Genomic DNA, 18,000 nt, shown 5'->3' with positions numbered 1-18,000 from the left:
TGTTACGGGTTCCTTAAGCAGACAGCCTACATTTCTAAACTTTAGCCGTGCACTATAAAGGAATTAGAGTGATTTATCTCACATTTATCGTGATATAACGCAAATTTTCTCACATATATCTCTTTAGATCAGCTCGTTTGAGCGAGGTATGAATCCTCTGCGCCTTTTATGTAAACAAAGTCGTCACAAATTCTGATTTTTAGAAGGATCCAAAACAAAAAAGCCCATCAAATTATGATGAGCTTTCAACAAATAGAACGAGGGCAAACAGTTACAGCTCGCCTTCTTCGATCACAACGGTGGTTTTCTTTTTCGAGCAATGGAAAAAGTTCAAGCTATCAGGCAAGCAAACCAATGAGTCCACAGTACCAGCATCAATTACACCAATGTATTGATGCTTATTTCCGGCATAGTTTCTGCGCTCTGCAGCCACTGGTTCATACAATTCGTATTCACCTGTCACCCCAATCTTTTTGTATAAGCCAGCCCCTGCTTTAGCAAGAATTAACGGGCGGTCTATACCCTCTTCCAACTTAATCGTTTTATTTGATTGAACATGAACTTGAGTCGAACAAGCAGATAAAGTAATCGAAGCCGCAATAGTAAATAGAGTCTTTTTCATAGGGTCACAACTGTATATTAAGTAATGGGATAACAACCAGCAGCGACATTATACAGAATATCAAACCGAATAAAGCCCAAAGAGCCAAATACAGAACAACACTCCGATAATATATAAACCACCTCACACTGATAATGATTTATATATAAGAAACTCCATGTTATAAAAACTATTCGCTTACATTATTCAATATCACAGAGCTTAAGTAGAACTTTTTCTAGCTCTTCCCAAGGCATCAACTGAGAGTCAATCACCTCCAAACGAGATTCGAAGCCTTCTAAACCCACTTCATTTACCGAAACCACTTGATTGGCAACATTAAATGCATAGCAACCTTGTGTGGTGTTAACAACGGCCTTTACTCGTTCCGCTGTTAAATCAGAAAGCATGGAGAACAGTTGGTCAAAATCAAACTGATGTTCTGCGCCAAACAACCAACCACAACTGAAGTAGCCCTGACCTTTATTTTCTTTACGGATGAAAGCCTTGCCTGGCGGAAGTTCAAACTGAGGTTCTTGTGAAGCATGTTCGTGGTGGTGCGCTTCTATTCCAAAAGATGCACTTCCGTGTACGCGCTCGATATCTAGCACTTCTAACGGAATTTCACCATGATGTATCAACTTACTGAAGACCTTGGAAGGCGATTGGTTAGTCACCCAGTCATTGAATACATCGATGTCTTCAGAGTGAACCAAATCCACTTTAGTACCGATCACAACATCTGCGCTGTCTAGTTGGTCATTAAAGTTTTGGTTACTCGTGTATTTCTCGTTACTTAGGTTTCTAGGATCGACCAAGCCAAGTGTCGCTTTTAAATCAACATATGGCTGATACTGCTCTGAAGTCAGTGTCGCAATCACTTGTTTAGGGTGACCAAGCCCCGTTGGCTCAATAAGTAAGCGATCGGGTTTTTGACGTAATAAAGCGTTAATCCCTACCGACATAGGTACGCCAGCGGTACAACACATACACCCACCAGGCACTTCTTTGATCATTGCACCTTGGTCTGTCATCAATGCGCCATCGATCCCGATTTCGCCAAACTCATTGACCAAAACTGCCCAGTTTTCATTTTCAGGCTTATTCTTAAGCAGGTTCAATATAGAGGTGGTTTTACCTACCCCTAAAAAGCCAGTGATGATATTCGTTGGGACCTTTGAGACCATGTGTATACTCCTTTTTTCTTTCGAGTATATACGCATTAGAAGTGTTTTAGCCACTTAACTATATGGTTGAAACTAAACAGAAAGGTAAAGACAAAGAAGCAGAAAAGAGATTTGAGAGAGCGCAAAAGACAAAAGGCGTACCTTTAAAAGTACGCCTTACCCTCGTTACTCAATCGTGAGTTCGCGAATCAGGAAGTCTATTGATGCGACCTGAACATATTACGAGGAACTAGAATTGGTTTTTTGAATCCATCCAAATTGTGTGTAAAACCTCACTTCTCCTTGCGGTTCGTTATGTTGCTTTACAATTTAACTATGGTTCATTTTCTCGAAAAAACAAGCTAGGAGCTATAGAAGAGTCGAAACTGTGAGCTATCTTCCACAGTTTCATCTATCAAACTTTAGTTTCTTTCATTTTTGAAAAGATAGGTTTCGCAATTGCCGATGTGGCGACAATTCATCCAGGTGTACAATCACTCCCGCAAGCTTTGAAGCACGAAATAATCCGCATCACAGTTTTCCTATTCTACCGAGACGCAAACGATTCTTATCTTTACTTCACTAGTGAGTATTTGTAGCATCCGTACCCGACAGCTCGGACAGGCATAAGTTAGAGCTTTAATTCTAAATGGAGAGTATTTTTGAACTGGAAACGTCTTATCCGAGTCCAAAACGTTCCGCCTTCTCAGGCTGCGTTGGCGCTTGGTGTTATTGGGCTTGGACACGCTTGGGCTTTGTATGTACCAGGTTTAGGTGATTCAGCTCGGCCTTTTATGGCTGCTATCGGCGCACTTCTACTACTTCCAGTTCTTCTAAAGTACTTAACTAGCTATAGAACCTTCATTAATGATATTCGTCACCCGTTAAGCGGTAGCTTGATGGCTCCGATGAGTATGGCTCTATTAGTCCTCTCCGACTATTTGGCCGCGATTTCTCCGGCACTCGCCTACCCTATCTGGTTTGCTGCTTTACTGCTTCACTTCACAATGATGGTGCTGTTCTTTAGCTTCCAAATCATGAACTTTAAGATGTCGAACATTGTGCCGAGCTGGTTCTTGTATCCGGTCGGTTTGATCAGCAGTTCATTAGCAGGCTCTCAGTTTGGTCTCAATGTCTTTTCCGAAACTCTTGCCACTGTGTGTATCGCGATTTATTTTTTTATGCTACCGCTGGTGCTTTATCGCTTAGTGTTTGAAGGTAACTTACCAAGAAGAGCGCGCCCGACACTTGCGATTATGGCGGCTCCAGTCAATCTGTCGTTAGCGGCTTACCTCGTGAACTTCAAAGAACCAGACCCGATTCTAACCGGTGCGCTCGCAGGTATCGCTATCACCATGACGTTGATGATTTACTTATGCTACATCCGTCTGATGCGTTTAAAGTTTCAACCATCAATCGCTGCGGTGACTTTCCCATCTGTCATCAGTGCCATCGCAATGCATCGCCTCACCACCTTTTTTGAGGTTGAGCACCCGCGATGGTACTGGCTACATAACTTTGGATTCTTTGAATTAACCATCGCAACCATTTTGGTGATCTGGGTATCAGGTGGCTACATAAAAATGTACTGGCCGGAATTTTTCAGCCCAGTAAAAGTGGTTCAAAAAATCAAACGTTAATACCCTTTCAACCATTCTATTGTTAACAAAAAGCCCCAAGTACTTATCGAGCACTTGGGGCTTTTTACACAATCAAACGAAAGCTTACGATAGGTGTTCTTCTTTTGGTCGTAGAATGATCATTGCGCCTTTGTGCTCGCTATCGTTATTGAGAATTGGGCTGACTTGCACCTCAACTAAATAGGTTTTACTCGGGTCGCTTAATTTTCTCACCAAAACCTGACCACTGTATTCACTATAAGTCTCAAGCGCTCGGTACAACCAATTTGATACGCTCGGGGCGTTCTCATCAACGCAAGCTAGTAATAGTTCAAAGTCTTGCTCGTACAATTGTCGCGAATCGATCTTCAGCCATTCAGCAGCTGCTGGGTTGCAATAATCGACTCGACCCCGGCTATCCACGGTAAAAATAAAATCACTGATCGAATACAACAACAGCTGACTGAACTGATGCTGTTGATACAAGTTATTGTAAATCTCACTAAACTTATTGCTCAGTACGCCTATTTCATTGTACTGGTTATGTTTGAACGGTTTAAGATCCTCAGCAAACTGGGAGCCATTCACTTGATTCAACCATTCGATTAACCGAACTATGGGGTTAGTCACCGTCGCTCTTAAAATAAACAACAGAGAAAATGTCAGTATAAATAGCATAATAATTTCAGGGATTAGCCAACGCCAAACTGAACTCCATTGATGCTCTTGCCTATCCATTTCAATTTCTATCAATAACGGCAATGACACTTCATCAGAAATGAACAAACTGAAGACACCTTTTGCTTTATCTTCAAAAAAAATGATTTCTGATTTTTCTACCTTCCAGCTTTTGCCAAACCGAACATGTTCTACTGCATCAGACTGCGTCATATTCACAATGTTAAAAGACTCCCCAACCAGTTCGCTGATCCATTCCAATGTACGTTGATTCAGCTCTCTCATTAGCGTGATTCTTCCGTTCGTCGTCGCCTTACCCGAATTGTCACTCGTTGGGTTTGAAACATAAACCAAAATACGACCATGCAAAAAAATCGCACCTCGCTCAACTTGATCTGACGTTTCCAATGGGTTGAGATTCAGCTCATTCCACAATGCCTGCTCGGTAGAGTAGTCATACGAACTCAATCTGTGGAGTACATTCCCCTCTAAATTTTGTATGAGTACCACATCAATATTTGCTGAATTGAGAGAATCTAAATCCATAGAACCTTGGATAAATTCAAGACTCGGAGATTCAATAAACCGATAGGTTTCATCCCATTCGCCATAGTCTTTCGCTAATAACGCGACGTCGTCAACTTGTGATTTAAGTAAATTGAGTCCTATCGACAGGGAGTTTTCAACTTGCTCTATCTCATGACGTTCGTGCTCTTTCACTCCAACGATTATAGAAATTGCCGTCATTACACTAAAGGTTAAAAGCATGGCTAATATGAAAATCATGATCAGCCGTTTTTCTATCGAATGGTACCACTTGATCGTATTGTCTTTAGCCAAAGGAAGGTCCTATTCAGTGTCTAGATCTATGAGCTACACGCATTATTATAGTAATGCGAATCATAGAATAATATACCGTATATTAAGAAGGCGCAAAAAAGGCCTTGCCGAAGCAAAGCCTTATCAAAATATCCCGATACTTATAGTGCGGCGTGAGGCCCAAATACTTCGTAATGAACTTGCTCTCGAGGGATGTTCAACTTATCTAACTGACCGACCACATGCTCCATAAAGCCAATCGGTCCACAAATATAGAAATCGCTCTCGCTGAACGATTCCGTGTTAGCGATAGAATCTAGCTGTAACAAGCCAGTTAGTGCGCTCTTTGGCTCACCATTCAATGGATTGTTGTACCAAGTCTTAGCGGTCCAGCCATTCGTTTCTGTAATATCCGCGACACGCTGAGAAAACGAATGCTGCTCTTCATTCTCACAAGCATGTAAGTAACGAACGGCTTCTTGCTTGCCTTGCTGATTCAAATATTCCAGCATGGATTGCATTGGCGTTACACCTACCCCTGCAGAAATTAACGTCACTGGCTTGTTGCGCTCTTGATAGAAAAAATCGCCTGCCGGAGCGTATAAATCGACAATGTCACCCACATTCACATTGTCATGTAAGAAGTTAGACACTAGACCTACGTTCTCCGTTTCTAGTCCTTCGCGCTTCACTGATATTCTATAGTTGCGACCATTGGGAGCTTGAGACAGAGAATACTGGCGTATTTCTTTATATTGGCTGCCTTTAGGCGTCACTTCGATACCTACGTACTGACCCGGGATATAATCCAGCACTGACCCACCATCAATCGCCTCGAAGACGAAGCTTGTTACCAATGCTGATTCTTCAATTTTTTCAACCAGTTTAAACTGACGAGCGTCTTGCCATCCGCCAACCGCTTGCTTGCGCTGTAAGTAAAGTTCCGCTTCACGATCGATAAACACTTGAGCTAAGAATAAGTAAGCCGCCGTCCACGCTTCTTCGACTTCTTTAGTAAACGCATCTGGAGCAAGTTCGCGTAGCGTTTCGATCAAGTGTAATCCGACAATTTGATAATGCTCTGGCTGGATATTGAAGCTTGTATGTTTGTGCGCAATTCTTTCTACTGCGGTCGTTAACGCTGCAAGGTTTTCAATGTTTTTAGCATAAGCCGCTATCGCCTCAAACAGCGCAACACTCTGGCGACCCGTTTTTTGATGGGTCATATTGAAGATATCTTTTAGCTCAGGATTATGCGAAAACATACGCTGATAAAAGTGTACCGTCAGCTCTGGTCCTGCGCTTTCTAATAGAGGAATAGTTGATTTGATGATATCGATGTGTTGGTTGTTAAGCATGGTTTTCTCCGATCACTAATGGTCAAATTTGAAGATTGCTGTCAATTTGACCTTATTATTTTCATCTATTGATGTTTGGCTTTGATTTTTCATGGCGGCGATTCTTTGACCGCTCACTCATTATTTGAAAAAATCCGACTTTGGAATCAATCAGCCTAACCAATGAAAATTAGACAAGTTTACTTTTGATTCAATTACCTACATTGCACCAACCGTGCCAACTCTTAAAACCGCGTGATTACTCAATTCACCATTCATTGATCTAAATCAAATATGTCTTTATGACCTTTATTTAAAGTCATAAAGACACTACTATGTAAGAAAAACAAAAAGGTTTTTGCATGCAAGACATTTCTGCTTCCACTTTGATGGAAATGACTATCGGGTTGGCCAGTGGCCTAAACGACCAAGATCGCTTCAATCGATTAATTGATGCGATTCGAAAAACCATCACATGTGATTGCGTCGCATTGTTAAGCCTTCAGGGAGACACTCTCGTCCCGATCGCGATGCAAGGTTTGAGCAGAGATACATTTGGCAGACGTTTTGTTATTTCAGAACACCCGAGATTCTCGGAAATTTGTGAATCACGAACGCCCGTCCGCTTTGATAGTGACAGCTCTCTTCCTGATCCTTTTGATGGATTACTGATTGATCATGACGGCGACTTACCTATGCATGCGTGTATGGGCCTTCCTCTTTACTTTGGCGAAAAGCTACTCGGCGTTCTCACACTCGATAGCTTAGCTCCGGACGTGTTTTCCCAAATTCCAGCTCGAAGCTTAGAAGTCCTTTCAGCAATTGCCGCTTCAAATATGCAAATGGCTCTGACCTTTTCCCAACTTGAACATCAAGCCAAGCAATCTAAACGTCTTTTAGAAGAATTAAATGAAGAAGCGTGGGAAAGAGACGGCGGCGAGCTTATTGGTAAAAGCCCAAGCATGTTGGCTTTGAAAAGTGATATCGAAGTCGTTGCGCCATCAGAATTCAATATTCTGATCCACGGTGAAACGGGAGTTGGTAAAGAATTAGTTGCCCGCACCCTGCACCACCAATCGCAACGTAAAAGAAAACCTTTGGTGTACGTCAACTGCGCGGCAATCCCTGAGAACCTAGTAGAAAGTGAGCTTTTTGGCCATGTTCGCGGCGCCTTTACTGGCGCAGACAAAAACCGATTGGGTAAATTTGCGCTTGCAGACGAAGGCACGCTATTTTTGGATGAAATCGGCGAACTACCGTTAGCGGCGCAAAGTAAATTGCTTCGTGCTCTGCAAAATAATGAAATTCAGCCCGTCGGTCAGGACAACATTCAAACCATCAATGTTCGTGTACTAGCTGCAACCAACCGAGATTTAAAACAAGAAGTCGAAGAAGGCCGATTCCGTGCCGATTTGTACCACCGACTCAGTGTTTACCCAATTGCCGTTCCCGCTCTGAAAGATCGTGGAGATGATGTCAGCTTACTCGCGGGGTTCTTCTTAGAACAAACCCGAAGAAAGCTCGGTATCAGCCAAGTAAAATTCCGCTCCGATGTTCTGACATTTTTAAACCGTTATGGGTGGCCGGGTAACGTTCGAGAACTTGAACATGTCATTAGCCGTTCCGCACTCAAAGCATTAGCGAGAAGCACCAACAAAGATTTGGTCACTATCTCCAAAGAAGACTGCGGCCCGCTGGATGGCGAAGTGGTGACGACTCCCAACCACGATGATTCCGCTCCGACGACTCAACCAACCATCGACTTATCTCTTGGTTTAAGAGACGCCACAGAAGATTTTCAGCGAACCATCATTATTGAAGCGCTAGAACAAGCAAATTACAACTGGGCACAGGCAGGAAGAATGTTAAAAACCGATCGTGCTAACCTGACTCGATTGGCAAAGCGACTTGGGCTAAACGTATCAAAAACGCATAAAGTAGAAAGGCTTTAACTGACAAACAACATAATAGTGTTGGCCGTGTTCAATTCTGTTACATCGTTTTTGCAGTCTTACGAGCATCTTGTGCGAGTTGTGTATATAATGCCGCGAATTGTAAAACTTAATTTAAATATGTAGAGATACTTATGAAATTTGTTCGCTGGTTTTTAGGCCGCATTATATTGCTACTTAACTTTGTATTTTCTCCGCGTGGCGTGAAGCGTTCACAAGAAGAACAATCAAAAGTCAACCAACTCGCAGAAGGCCACGCCCTATATCAATTCGAAGCGTGCCCATTTTGTGTAAAAGTTCGCCGTTCGATGAAGCGTCAATCGGTTAACTTCGAACTGCGTGATGCAAAGTCTAACCAAACACACCGTGCAGAGCTAGAAGCAGGTGGCGGTCGTGTCAAAGTACCTTGTCTACGTATCGAGAAAGATGGAAAAACTGAGTGGATGTACGAGTCATCAGACATCGTTGCTTACTTAGAAAAGAATTTCGCTTAATCTTCTCCGTTTTGTCACCAGTATCACGCTGGCCAAAATAAGATTAGAGCTTCGAATCAAAAAATCCCTCGTCATGAGGGATTTTTTATATCAGGTGTCAGCTTGATTGTGAGTTTATCGAGTCACTATCAATATCACTTCAGCGCGGCGGTTACATGCTCGACCAGCGACAGATGCATTGTCACACGCGGGAACATACTCACCATAACCTCTCGTGTATATCGTGCTACTGCCCACTCGTTGCTTTTCTAAGTGCATTTTTATTTGCATCGCACGTTTTTCAGAAAGCACATCATTCACGGCATAAGAGCCCGTGCTATCTGTATGCCCTTCAACAACAATTTCAACATCGCTTCGCTTCGACAGATAGTCGCCAAGTAAATCCAACCAGCGGTTTTCCATCGACATTAAACTTGATGAACCAGTATTAAAGTTAACGTGCTCCGTGAGCTTAAGCATGACATGCTCACCAGGTATGCGTTCGTATTCAATTCTATTTTGCTGAAGAAAAACTTCTAATGCGTCATTAACTGGAATGCTTTGACCATAATTTGTCGCAATGGCTTTCTGAGGCGCAGCTGGTTTTTCTACTACTCCCCAATCTGGATTCTGCACTTCAAAATCAGATCTCGGCGCAGTATCTAGCATATTCTGCGGACCGAGCATCCCACATCCGCTCAATATCAGACTAAAAATTATTGCAGCATACTTCATTGATTCACCACGTTACGAATTCGCTATCCTTTACGACTATTATTCTTATCGGCATTGTTCTTAAAACTTTAGCCAAAATATTCATTTAGCTCCTGCTTTTTTGACGGATGCTTTTCGCTTTTTTCCGCAATGATTAACCAAATTCTGACCTCAAAATTTGCATTTAATTACTTTAATACGGTTTTCCTGATCAGGTTAAATGGTTAGAATCACACGACTTATAAAGATAGAGCAAACCACATGTTTAAATCGTTTTCTAAAACACTTACCGCACTTTTCGCCGTTCTTGTTATTGCGGGTTGTAGCGAAAGTAATGAACCTCAATTAGGCAAACAATTCCAAAAAGTCCCTGCAGACTTAACCAGCTTCAACTTGTCGCCTGTCACTGAAGTATTTTCACTTAACTGTGGCCACTGCCGCACCATGGAAGATTCCATCCCTGAAATTGAATCACTCACTAACCAAAAAGTGGGGAAAGTTCATGTCACGTTTAACGAAAGTGCTCAGATCAGCGCGATGATTTTCTACACTGCCGTTATGCAGCTTAACGACACGCCTGACCACGCTTTCATGAGCGATCTATTTGCAGCAGTTCAGATGGGTGGAGACGTCACACCAGAGCAACGCCAACAAGCGTTAGATTCTGCATTCACTTCTCGCAACCTTGTTAGCCCTTACCAGCTAAACAAAGAGCAACAAGTCGCATTATTTGAATACCTTAAAAAAGCGGACGACATTTCGGTCAATGGCCAAATCAACTCTGTTCCGACATTTATCGTGAACGGCAAGTACCAAGTGCTTACCGCTGGACACAACGATGTTCAAGGTATCGCGAACACTATTAACTACCTACTGACTCAGCCTTAACCGTTTCAGTTTTGCATTCACTCATTACATAGAGGCTTTTCATGAGCAAATTTGTATTTCCGATTATTATCTTCATCCTTGCTGCGTTTTTTATTTACCGCACATGGAACAACCATAAAGCAGCTGACGAAAACTTCGAAAAGGGCCAAGCGTTCCTGATCGAAAATGGCAAGAAAGAAGGCGTCATCACCACAGAAAGCGGACTTCAGTACCTTGTTCTTGAAGAAGGTACAGGAACAGTTAAGCCAACTGCTAGCAACCGCGTGAAAGTTCACTATCACGGTACGTTGATCGATGGCACAGTCTTCGATAGTTCTGTTGATCGTGGTGAGCCTATCACCTTTGGTGTTAAGCAAGTGATCAAAGGCTGGCAAGAAGGCCTTCAATATATGGTCGAAGGCCAAAAGATTCGTTTATTTGTTCCAAGTACTTTAGCGTATGGCAAAGGTGGCACAGGCCCTATTCCACCAGCAAGTACTTTGATTTTTGATGTTGAACTGTTAGAAATCCAGTAAATAGAATTCGCCGAACTTTTTCCTCTCCTAATGAGGGGAATCAAAGCTTCACGGCAAACATAATAGAAAAAGCCCGCTGGTTTAAATCAGCGGGCTTTTTTATTTAAACCGTGTTACACGTTACTGTAGCAAGCTTAAATCTAGGTCGCTAAGCTGCTTTTCAGTCGCGCCTTTGCTGATGCGAACGCCATTGTGCTCATTCCACACCTGCATAAGTACAGCCGTTACATCGCTGTCGTGCATGTGGGCAATATGGAAATCAAATAGCATCAAGTCATCAGAAGGCTGAAGGTAAACTTTATGCTGTTGAATCGCAGTGGTGATTTGGTCCGCTTGCTGGGCAAGTGTCACTTTGTTTGACGTTAGCTCACTACGCAATTTAGCTACATGCGTCTCGAACTCTTGGCGCGTCACGCCTGTGCTCACTAGAGTGCTTAACGTATTTTTCAACACATCAAAACCCGCTTCTACGTCTTGCTCTGACGCCATAACAACCGTTGTTGTTGTCATCAGCTTATGGTCAAACAGTTCAACTTCGTTAGTTTCAAAAGCCGTTACCGCTAATTGCTTACGTTCATACGCTTTTTCTAGGCGTTCAGAAAGTATGCTACGGGCGATATCACGAGTCAGCTTTTCACGACGTGCTTTCTTACTGTCTTCAATATCAAAATCAGACAATACGGCAATCGATACCACTTCAGGGCGATGATCCATCTGCTGGCCAGCTTCAATTGCCTCTGATGATGAGTTATTAACTTTACCCGTTTGAGCGGCTAGCTTGTCTAAATCAATAAACTCTGATGTTGAAAACTGGCTCAGTATTTCTCGCTTTACTTTACTCACATTAAAGTTACCCACGACAACTAAAGAAGATGAATCCATCTCGGCCATGTTCACTTCATCTTTTAGTGAGTCTGCCAGCGTTGTAATAACGGCTAGCAATTCTTCTTCTGTTTCTGGTGACGCGTTAAACGCAGGAAGTGCAGTCGCTCCGCTATCTAAGCGAATCTCAAACCCACTTTCTACGGTCGGCATTAATACATAGCGAAACCCGTTGTTGAGCTCTGAAGTACTCATCTGGCGCGGTAACATTAAGTCTGAGCGAGGGAACCAATTATCATCCGTTAGCTTTGCAGAAACAGTAGGGGCTGCCACCAACGAAGCGAGTAACAACGTACTGATCGTTTTTTTAGCGTTAACAGTGGAAAGTACAGATTTAAAGCGAGATGTAGGGTTGAGCATGCGAAACCTCAATAAGAGCAAATACATTATTAGCCAATGACCGAATGAGCCTTTTTGGCGTTATTTGTTATTGAAGATTGCTGATAGCCGTTCCGTGTTTACTTGCATAGTCCATTCTTACAAACGAATTGATCATTTGTAGCTGCACATACCTAAGCCTTTAATAATAAAGAGCAATTGGCCAAACAAGGGAAATGAGCATCTTATAAATTTTGCAAGATGATATATTAACCAGGTGAATATATCAAATAGATAACAGAATGAAGTTTATTTAACCATTTCTAATAAATCTATTTATTAACATAATCATCAACTTAAGCAAATGATAACTAACAAAGTGTACATTATATGCACGACAATTCTTAGCGACCTTGAACGCCTCTGTCTACGCTTTGAATAGGTTTGCTCAATAGATGGATAGGATCATGTTAATTAGAGTACTGGCACTTTTACTTTCGTTTTGCGTCTCTTTACCTTCTGTAGTGATTGCAGCTTCTGACAAAGGTATGAACTCTTACATTGTCGTATTGAAGTCATCCCATAAGGCTAAGAATAACGCTCACGAAATCGCTCAGCAGAATAACGGTAAAATTAGACATATGTATCGACGTGTACTCAATGGCTTTTCGATCGACGTTCCTGAGCAAGCCTTAAACGGTTTAATGAACGACCCTCGTGTGGATTACATTGAGCCAAATATCGCGATGTCGATTGTCTCCGCTCAGCCGATGCCGACCGGTTTAACAAGAATATACGCTGATGCAGACGCACTAAAAATAGATGGCTCAGACGCGTTTCCCGTTGATGTTGATGTCGCAGTTCTGGATACCGGGATCGATGTTGATCACCCTGATTTGAATGTTGTAGGAGGAGCTAATTGCTTGTATTACACAGGAAAAGGGCCTCATCGTCGCGTGTATAACTGTGATGTAAGCTTGGGTGGTGATGATGACCATTATCATGGTACCCACGTTGCCGGTACCATCGCTGCAATCGATAACTCTATTGGTGTTGTCGGGGTTGCACCTGGCGCTCGCCTATGGGCAGTGAAAGTGCTTGATTCACAAGGCTCTGGCTCAATGGGTGGCATTATCGCCGGAATCGATTGGGTTGTTGACCAAGGTGACATTGAAGTGATCAATATGAGTTTGGGCGGCTCTGGCACAAGTAGCGCCATGAATACATCTGTGGCTAACGCTATCGCGAACGGAGTTACTGTTGTTGTTGCTGCGGGGAATAGCAACGCTGACGCTTCAGGTTTCACCCCTGCCAATGCTCCAGGTGCTATAACCGTATCTGCTCTTGCTGACTTTGATGGTGAGGCCGGAGGGCTAGGTACTCCAACTTGTCGTAGTGATGGCGATGATACGTTAGCTGATTTCAGTAACTGGGGCTTAATTGTCGATATTGCGGCGCCGGGCGTGTGTATTTTCTCCACCTACCCGCTAGAACGCGGTTCTTACAATACCATCAGTGGGACTTCTATGGCGGCTCCTCATGTTGCAGGAGCTGCAGCACTATTAGCGAGTAACGGAACTCAGGACATCGCTGGTACATTAATGAGTAAAGGTAACCTCGGATGGACAGATGAATCTGGCGATGGTGTGAAAGAACCCTTGCTCGATATCAGCCATGATGATTTCATCCCGCACTTCGTCGACCCAGGTTTTGATGCTCCACCAACCGCGTCATTTAGCGTTAGTTGCGAACAACTTACCTGTACATTCGATGCTTCAGACTCTAGTGACGACAACGGCGTAACCAACTATGCTTGGACGTTTGGTGATACGGGCTCCGCTTCCGGTGTCGCACCAGAGCACACATACAGCTCAGACTTTACCTATACTGTAACGCTTACAGTTAGCGATATTGCAGGCCAAGAGGACAGTACGTCACAAAATGTGACTGTTACCTCCACCGTTTCATCAGAACAATTATCAGGCAACTCAGCCAATAACGGCTCAAGTTGGACTGCGACCGTAACAAGTAATCTCACACTTAGCGGTACGTGGTTAGCAGATGGCGTAGAGACCACTTGTGATGAGAATGGGAATACTTGTACTCTTTCAGGCATCCGCAAAAAAGTATCCAGTGTAACCTTTACCTCTAACAACAGTGGTAACGCCCAAATTACCATTCTAAAACCTTAGCGCTTACCCTCAGGCTACATGATTCTCATGTAGCCTGAGCTTCTCATTCATGTTCAAGTGCCTATTATATATAACCGCATATTTTCTATTGGCCGCAACCGCGAACGCTGAGGTAATCAAAATCAATGCGATTGATTGGTGCCCTCAGCTTTGTGCAGATAATGACAAACCTGGTTACGTCATGGATACCGTCAAACTCGTATTTGAAGGTAGCCCATACGAAATAGAAGCCAAAACTTACCCTTGGACTCGTGCTATTTTGGGCGTCTACAACGGAAAGTCACACGCCTTGTTGTCGCCTGCCAAAAACGAAGCCCCCAAATTACGCTACCCTCAGCACGCAATTGGCGTTCAAAGGATGTGCTTTTTTACTTCCGTTGACTCTGAGTGGTATTACCAAGGACTCAGTTCACTAAAAAACCTGAAAATCGGTATTGCCTACGATACCTCAATCGCGAAACTCAATGATTACGTCTCTTTAAATAGGGAATAATTTGAGTTTCTTCCATACAATCACGAGTTCCTAATACGCAACCTCAACATGCTTTCACGAGAGCGATTAGACACTTTCTTATTCACTTACAATTCAACGATTTTTTCATTACAGCAGCTCAATCTCGAATCAAGCTACCGAGAAGCTGGCTGCGTATCAAGTGAGCCCATCTACATGGCTTTTAGCCCTAATCCTGATCAATCAGAACAAATAGATGAATTAATGCGCTTCTTTGACCGACGTATGCAGAAGCTGAAAGAAACCGGACAAATCGAGTCCATCATGGAATCGTATCGACTTGCAGACTGGCAGCCATCTATACGCAAAAATTAACACTAGACGGCTGGTCTAGTGTCATTTATAGTCTGCCCATGAATACGAAAACTAACGATACTCGCCAACATATCCTCAACGTCGGATACCAACTCATCGTAGAGAAAGGGTTTACCAGCGTTGGGTTATCACAACTTCTTAAAGAAGCCGATGTGCCTAAAGGCTCTTTTTATCACTACTTTAAGTCTAAAGAACAGTTTGGTGAGGCTCTGATTAATGATTACTTCGAACAGTACCAACAACGTTTGGATGCTGCGTTTAATCAAGCCCAAGGAAACCACTATCAGCGTTTAATGGGATACTTTGAACGTTGGTTAAGTGTTGATGATGGTCGATGTAACGCGCATAAATGCTTGGTTGTAAAACTCAGCGCTGAAGTCTCTGATTTGTCAGAATCAATGCGCATGGCTTTATTGACTGGTGCTAACTTCGTCACCCAAGCGATAGGCGATTGTGTCAGTGCCGGCATTGAAGATGGCTCGATTGCTCAACAAGATCCCAAACAATCAGCTGAGGTACTCTATTCCTTGTGGCTAGGGGCAAGCTTATTGAGCAAACTCAATCAAAGCACCGATAACTTGCAACATGCGTTACAAACCACATCTACGATGCTGAAAAAGTAACAAACGAACAAGCCCGCCAACGGTTAACCTTTGGCGGTTTTTTAGAAACGAACACCAGACGACTGGTCTAATAATAATTTAGGAACTACCAATGACTGAACAAAACCGCCGTATTGTCCTCGCCTCTCGCCCTGTCGGTGCGCCTGTCGACTCAAACTTTCGCTTAGAGCACACCGAAGTTCCCTCGATTAAAGACGGCGAAATGCTATTACGCAGTGTTTACCTTTCTCTCGACCCATACATGCGCGGTCGAATGAGCGATGCCAAATCATACGCAGACCCAGTGAACATCGATGACGTGATGGTGGGGGCGACCGTTTGTCAGGTAGAAGAATCTAACCATCAAGATTTCCCTGTTGGTGAATGGGTGCTGGCGTACACAGGTTGGCAAGATTATGGCGTATCTAATGGTGAAGGGCTGATTAAGCTTGGCCAGACTCCGAGCCACCCTTCTTATGCTCTAGGCATCATGGGTATGCCCGGTTTCACAGCTTACATGGGGCTACTTGATATCGGCCAACCAAAAGCAGGCGATACATTAGTCGTTGCAGCTGCCACTGGCGCGGTTGGCGCGACTGTCGGACAGATAGGCAAACTCAAAGGCTGCCGAGTCATCGGTGTCGCTGGTGGAGCCGAAAAGTGTCGCTACGCTATCGAAGAACTCGGCTTTGATGATTGTATCGACCACAAGGCGGATGATTTCGCGCAACAACTTGCGAATGCATGTGAAAATGGCATTGATGTGTACTTTGAAAACGTTGGCGGAAAGGTATTTGATGCTGTAATGCCTCTACTCAATACCGGTGCACGTATTCCAGTTTGCGGTTTGATTTCTCAATACAACGCGACGTCCCTTCCGGAAGGCCCAGATCGTATGTCGAGCCTAGTCGCAACCTTACTGATCAAACGAATCAAAATGCAGGGCTTCATCATCTTTGATGACTACGCTCACCGCTACCCTGAATTCGCTCAACAGATGACCCAGTGGCTATCTGAAGGCAAGATCAAGTATCGCGAGCACCTAGTCGATGGTCTAGAAAATGCTCCTGAAGCATTTAAAGGACTTCTTGAAGGCAAAAACTTCGGCAAGCTCGTTATTCAAACTAACCAAGCTAAGTAAGGATAAATCATAATTACTTTACACCACCTCAATAAGTCGCGTTCTAAACGCATTATCTGGTTACTTGAAGAGCTTGAGTTAGATTATCAAATCAAACCTTACCAACGTGACAGTGTGACCTTTCTTGCACCACCAGAGCTAAAGAGCATTCACCCTTTGGGTAAGTCTCCTGTATTGGAGGATGACGGACTTGTCATTACTGAATCTGGCGCGATTACTGAATATCTCATCGAGAAATACGGCGCAGACAAATTTGCACCTAAGCGCGGTACAGCGGAATATGTTGAATATTCGCAATGGATGCACTTTGCAGAAAGTTCTGCAATTCTACCGCTGCTTCTTAAAATGTTTGTCACTAAAGATGGTTGTGAGACTAACTTCCTTGGTGATTATGCCGATTCTGAAACAGCGAAAGTGATGAGCTACTTTAATGAATCCTTAAAAGACAAAACTTACTTGGTCGAAGAGAAGCTTTCTGGCGCGGATTTCATGATGTCGTTCATCGTAGAGATTTTGCAAAACAGTGGCAGCCTTGAGGCTTTCGAGCATATCGAACGATACGCCAAGCAACTCTCATCGCATCCGGCTTTTCATAAAGCGAATGAAGTAGAGTCAACATACTCTAACTAGCGTTATACGTTTCAATTACCCAGCATTGGCTCCACCACTTTGGTTCAATGCTGGGCATCTACCTCTCGCCACAACATCGCCATCGCTTCATCAAACAGATAAAAATATATAATCAAGCCCAGGTATTCCTCTCGTTTGCATACCGCTAAGGCCACTTCAGCCGCTTCTACATGTGGGTAACCGTAAACGCCGCAAGATATAGCGGGAAATGCTATCGAACAGCATTGATTTTTCATCGCTAGCGCGAGTGCATTGACATAAGCTGACTCCAACAAGAGTTTTGGCTCAGACACTTGTTCGTAGACTGGCCCTACAGTATGAATCACATAATTCGCTTGTAGCGACCCTGCTACAGTTAGCCTTGCTTCTCCAGTTGGGCAACGTTCGCCATTTACTTCTGGTACTTGTAAACATGCTTGCTTAAGCTCAGGCCCCGCCGCACGATGGATAGCACCATCTACTCCACCACCACCGAGCATTCTAGGGTTCGCTGCATTAACAATGGCATCGACTCGTGCCGTCGTAATATCACCTTGTACTATGATTATATTGCTCATGATTGCTTATTCTCCTGCGCGTACTACGCTCGTGCTCTAACTAGTATTGGCGATATCACGCTAATGATCGGCAATTAACAAAAATATAAT

Annotated in this window: 18 protein-coding genes; 11 read left to right on the top strand and 7 right to left on the bottom strand. The window is 43.5% G+C overall.

What is annotated here, in order from left to right; translation table 11 throughout:
* Window positions 1-271: 271 nt before the first annotated feature.
* Together ACHUFI_RS18870 and ACHUFI_RS18865 are read right to left on the bottom strand one after the other, a co-directional pair.
* Complete coding sequence (locus ACHUFI_RS18870; RefSeq protein WP_394251954.1) at window positions 272-622, bottom strand: hypothetical protein; 351 nt, start codon at window positions 620-622, stop codon at window positions 272-274.
* Window positions 623-804: 182 nt separating this feature from the next.
* Window positions 805-1,788, bottom strand: a complete 984-nt coding sequence (locus tag ACHUFI_RS18865; protein WP_394251952.1) for a CobW family GTP-binding protein — start codon at window positions 1,786-1,788, stop codon at window positions 805-807.
* Window positions 1,789-2,429: 641 nt separating this feature from the next.
* Between ACHUFI_RS18865 and ACHUFI_RS18860 the strand changes: the two genes are divergently transcribed.
* Window positions 2,430-3,407 (top strand): TDT family transporter, encoded by a 978-nt coding sequence (locus ACHUFI_RS18860; protein ID WP_394251950.1) that lies wholly within the window; start codon window positions 2,430-2,432, stop codon window positions 3,405-3,407.
* Between the two features lie 84 nt (window positions 3,408-3,491).
* Here ACHUFI_RS18860 and ACHUFI_RS18855 read toward each other — a convergent pair whose 3' ends face one another.
* Together ACHUFI_RS18855 and hmpA are read right to left on the bottom strand one after the other, a co-directional pair.
* Entirely contained in the window at window positions 3,492-4,904 is a 1,413-nt protein-coding gene (locus tag ACHUFI_RS18855) for a CHASE4 domain-containing protein (RefSeq protein ID WP_394251948.1), read from the bottom strand.
* A gap of 140 nt (window positions 4,905-5,044) precedes the next feature.
* On the bottom strand, window positions 5,045-6,241 hold the full coding sequence (gene hmpA, locus ACHUFI_RS18850; RefSeq protein WP_394251946.1) for an NO-inducible flavohemoprotein: 1,197 nt from the start codon (window positions 6,239-6,241) through the stop codon (window positions 5,045-5,047).
* Between the two features lie 341 nt (window positions 6,242-6,582).
* On the opposite strand from hmpA, the gene norR reads away from it, so the two are divergent.
* Both norR and ACHUFI_RS18840 read left to right on the top strand, forming a co-directional pair.
* A complete protein-coding gene (norR, locus tag ACHUFI_RS18845) occupies window positions 6,583-8,172 on the top strand; it encodes a nitric oxide reductase transcriptional regulator NorR (RefSeq protein ID WP_394251944.1) in 1,590 nt (529 codons plus the stop codon).
* Window positions 8,173-8,306: 134 nt separating this feature from the next.
* Window positions 8,307-8,666 (top strand): glutaredoxin family protein, encoded by a 360-nt coding sequence (locus ACHUFI_RS18840; protein WP_394251943.1) that lies wholly within the window; start codon window positions 8,307-8,309, stop codon window positions 8,664-8,666.
* A gap of 114 nt (window positions 8,667-8,780) precedes the next feature.
* On the opposite strand, the gene ACHUFI_RS18835 is transcribed toward ACHUFI_RS18840, so the two are convergent.
* On the bottom strand, window positions 8,781-9,380 hold the full coding sequence (locus ACHUFI_RS18835) for an OmpA family protein (protein ID WP_394251941.1): 600 nt from the start codon (window positions 9,378-9,380) through the stop codon (window positions 8,781-8,783).
* A gap of 240 nt (window positions 9,381-9,620) precedes the next feature.
* Between ACHUFI_RS18835 and ACHUFI_RS18830 the strand changes: the two genes are divergently transcribed.
* Both ACHUFI_RS18830 and ACHUFI_RS18825 read left to right on the top strand, forming a co-directional pair.
* Window positions 9,621-10,247, top strand: coding sequence for a thioredoxin domain-containing protein (locus ACHUFI_RS18830; RefSeq protein ID WP_394251939.1), 627 nt, complete (start codon window positions 9,621-9,623; stop codon window positions 10,245-10,247).
* A gap of 41 nt (window positions 10,248-10,288) precedes the next feature.
* Window positions 10,289-10,762 (top strand): FKBP-type peptidyl-prolyl cis-trans isomerase, encoded by a 474-nt coding sequence (locus ACHUFI_RS18825; protein ID WP_394251937.1) that lies wholly within the window; start codon window positions 10,289-10,291, stop codon window positions 10,760-10,762.
* 120 nt (window positions 10,763-10,882) lie between these two features.
* Here the strand turns inward: ACHUFI_RS18825 and ACHUFI_RS18820 are convergent, their stop codons facing one another.
* The gene (locus tag ACHUFI_RS18820) at window positions 10,883-12,004 is read right to left on the bottom strand and encodes a hypothetical protein (RefSeq protein WP_394251935.1); all 1,122 of its coding nucleotides are present in this window, start codon (window positions 12,002-12,004) and stop codon (window positions 10,883-10,885) included.
* Between the two features lie 425 nt (window positions 12,005-12,429).
* On the opposite strand from ACHUFI_RS18820, the gene ACHUFI_RS18815 reads away from it, so the two are divergent.
* From ACHUFI_RS18815 to ACHUFI_RS18790, 6 genes are all read left to right on the top strand, one after another.
* A complete protein-coding gene (locus ACHUFI_RS18815; protein WP_394251933.1) occupies window positions 12,430-14,154 on the top strand; it encodes a S8 family serine peptidase in 1,725 nt (574 codons plus the stop codon).
* Between the two features lie 49 nt (window positions 14,155-14,203).
* Window positions 14,204-14,647: a hypothetical protein gene (locus ACHUFI_RS18810; protein ID WP_394251931.1), complete on the top strand. Its 444-nt coding sequence runs from the start codon at window positions 14,204-14,206 to the stop codon at window positions 14,645-14,647.
* A gap of 48 nt (window positions 14,648-14,695) precedes the next feature.
* Complete coding sequence (locus tag ACHUFI_RS18805; RefSeq protein WP_394251929.1) at window positions 14,696-14,980, top strand: hypothetical protein; 285 nt, start codon at window positions 14,696-14,698, stop codon at window positions 14,978-14,980.
* Window positions 14,981-15,018: 38 nt separating this feature from the next.
* Window positions 15,019-15,603: a TetR/AcrR family transcriptional regulator gene (locus ACHUFI_RS18800; protein ID WP_394251927.1), complete on the top strand. Its 585-nt coding sequence runs from the start codon at window positions 15,019-15,021 to the stop codon at window positions 15,601-15,603.
* Window positions 15,604-15,694: 91 nt separating this feature from the next.
* Complete coding sequence (locus ACHUFI_RS18795) at window positions 15,695-16,723, top strand: NADP-dependent oxidoreductase (protein WP_394251925.1); 1,029 nt, start codon at window positions 15,695-15,697, stop codon at window positions 16,721-16,723.
* Between the two features lie 9 nt (window positions 16,724-16,732).
* Window positions 16,733-17,353 carry a glutathione S-transferase family protein gene (locus ACHUFI_RS18790; protein WP_394252054.1) on the top strand — a complete coding sequence of 207 codons (621 nt, stop codon included), beginning with the start codon at window positions 16,733-16,735 and terminating at the stop codon, window positions 17,351-17,353.
* A gap of 44 nt (window positions 17,354-17,397) precedes the next feature.
* On the opposite strand, the gene ACHUFI_RS18785 is transcribed toward ACHUFI_RS18790, so the two are convergent.
* Window positions 17,398-17,910 (bottom strand): macro domain-containing protein, encoded by a 513-nt coding sequence (locus ACHUFI_RS18785; RefSeq protein ID WP_394251923.1) that lies wholly within the window; start codon window positions 17,908-17,910, stop codon window positions 17,398-17,400.
* Window positions 17,911-18,000: the final 90 nt, after the last annotated feature.

The sequence above is a fragment of the Vibrio profundi genome (assembly GCF_043642225.1).
GTDB lineage: Bacteria > Pseudomonadota > Gammaproteobacteria > Enterobacterales > Vibrionaceae > Vibrio > Vibrio profundi_A.
This window is presented reverse-complemented; position numbering and strand designations above follow the sequence as displayed.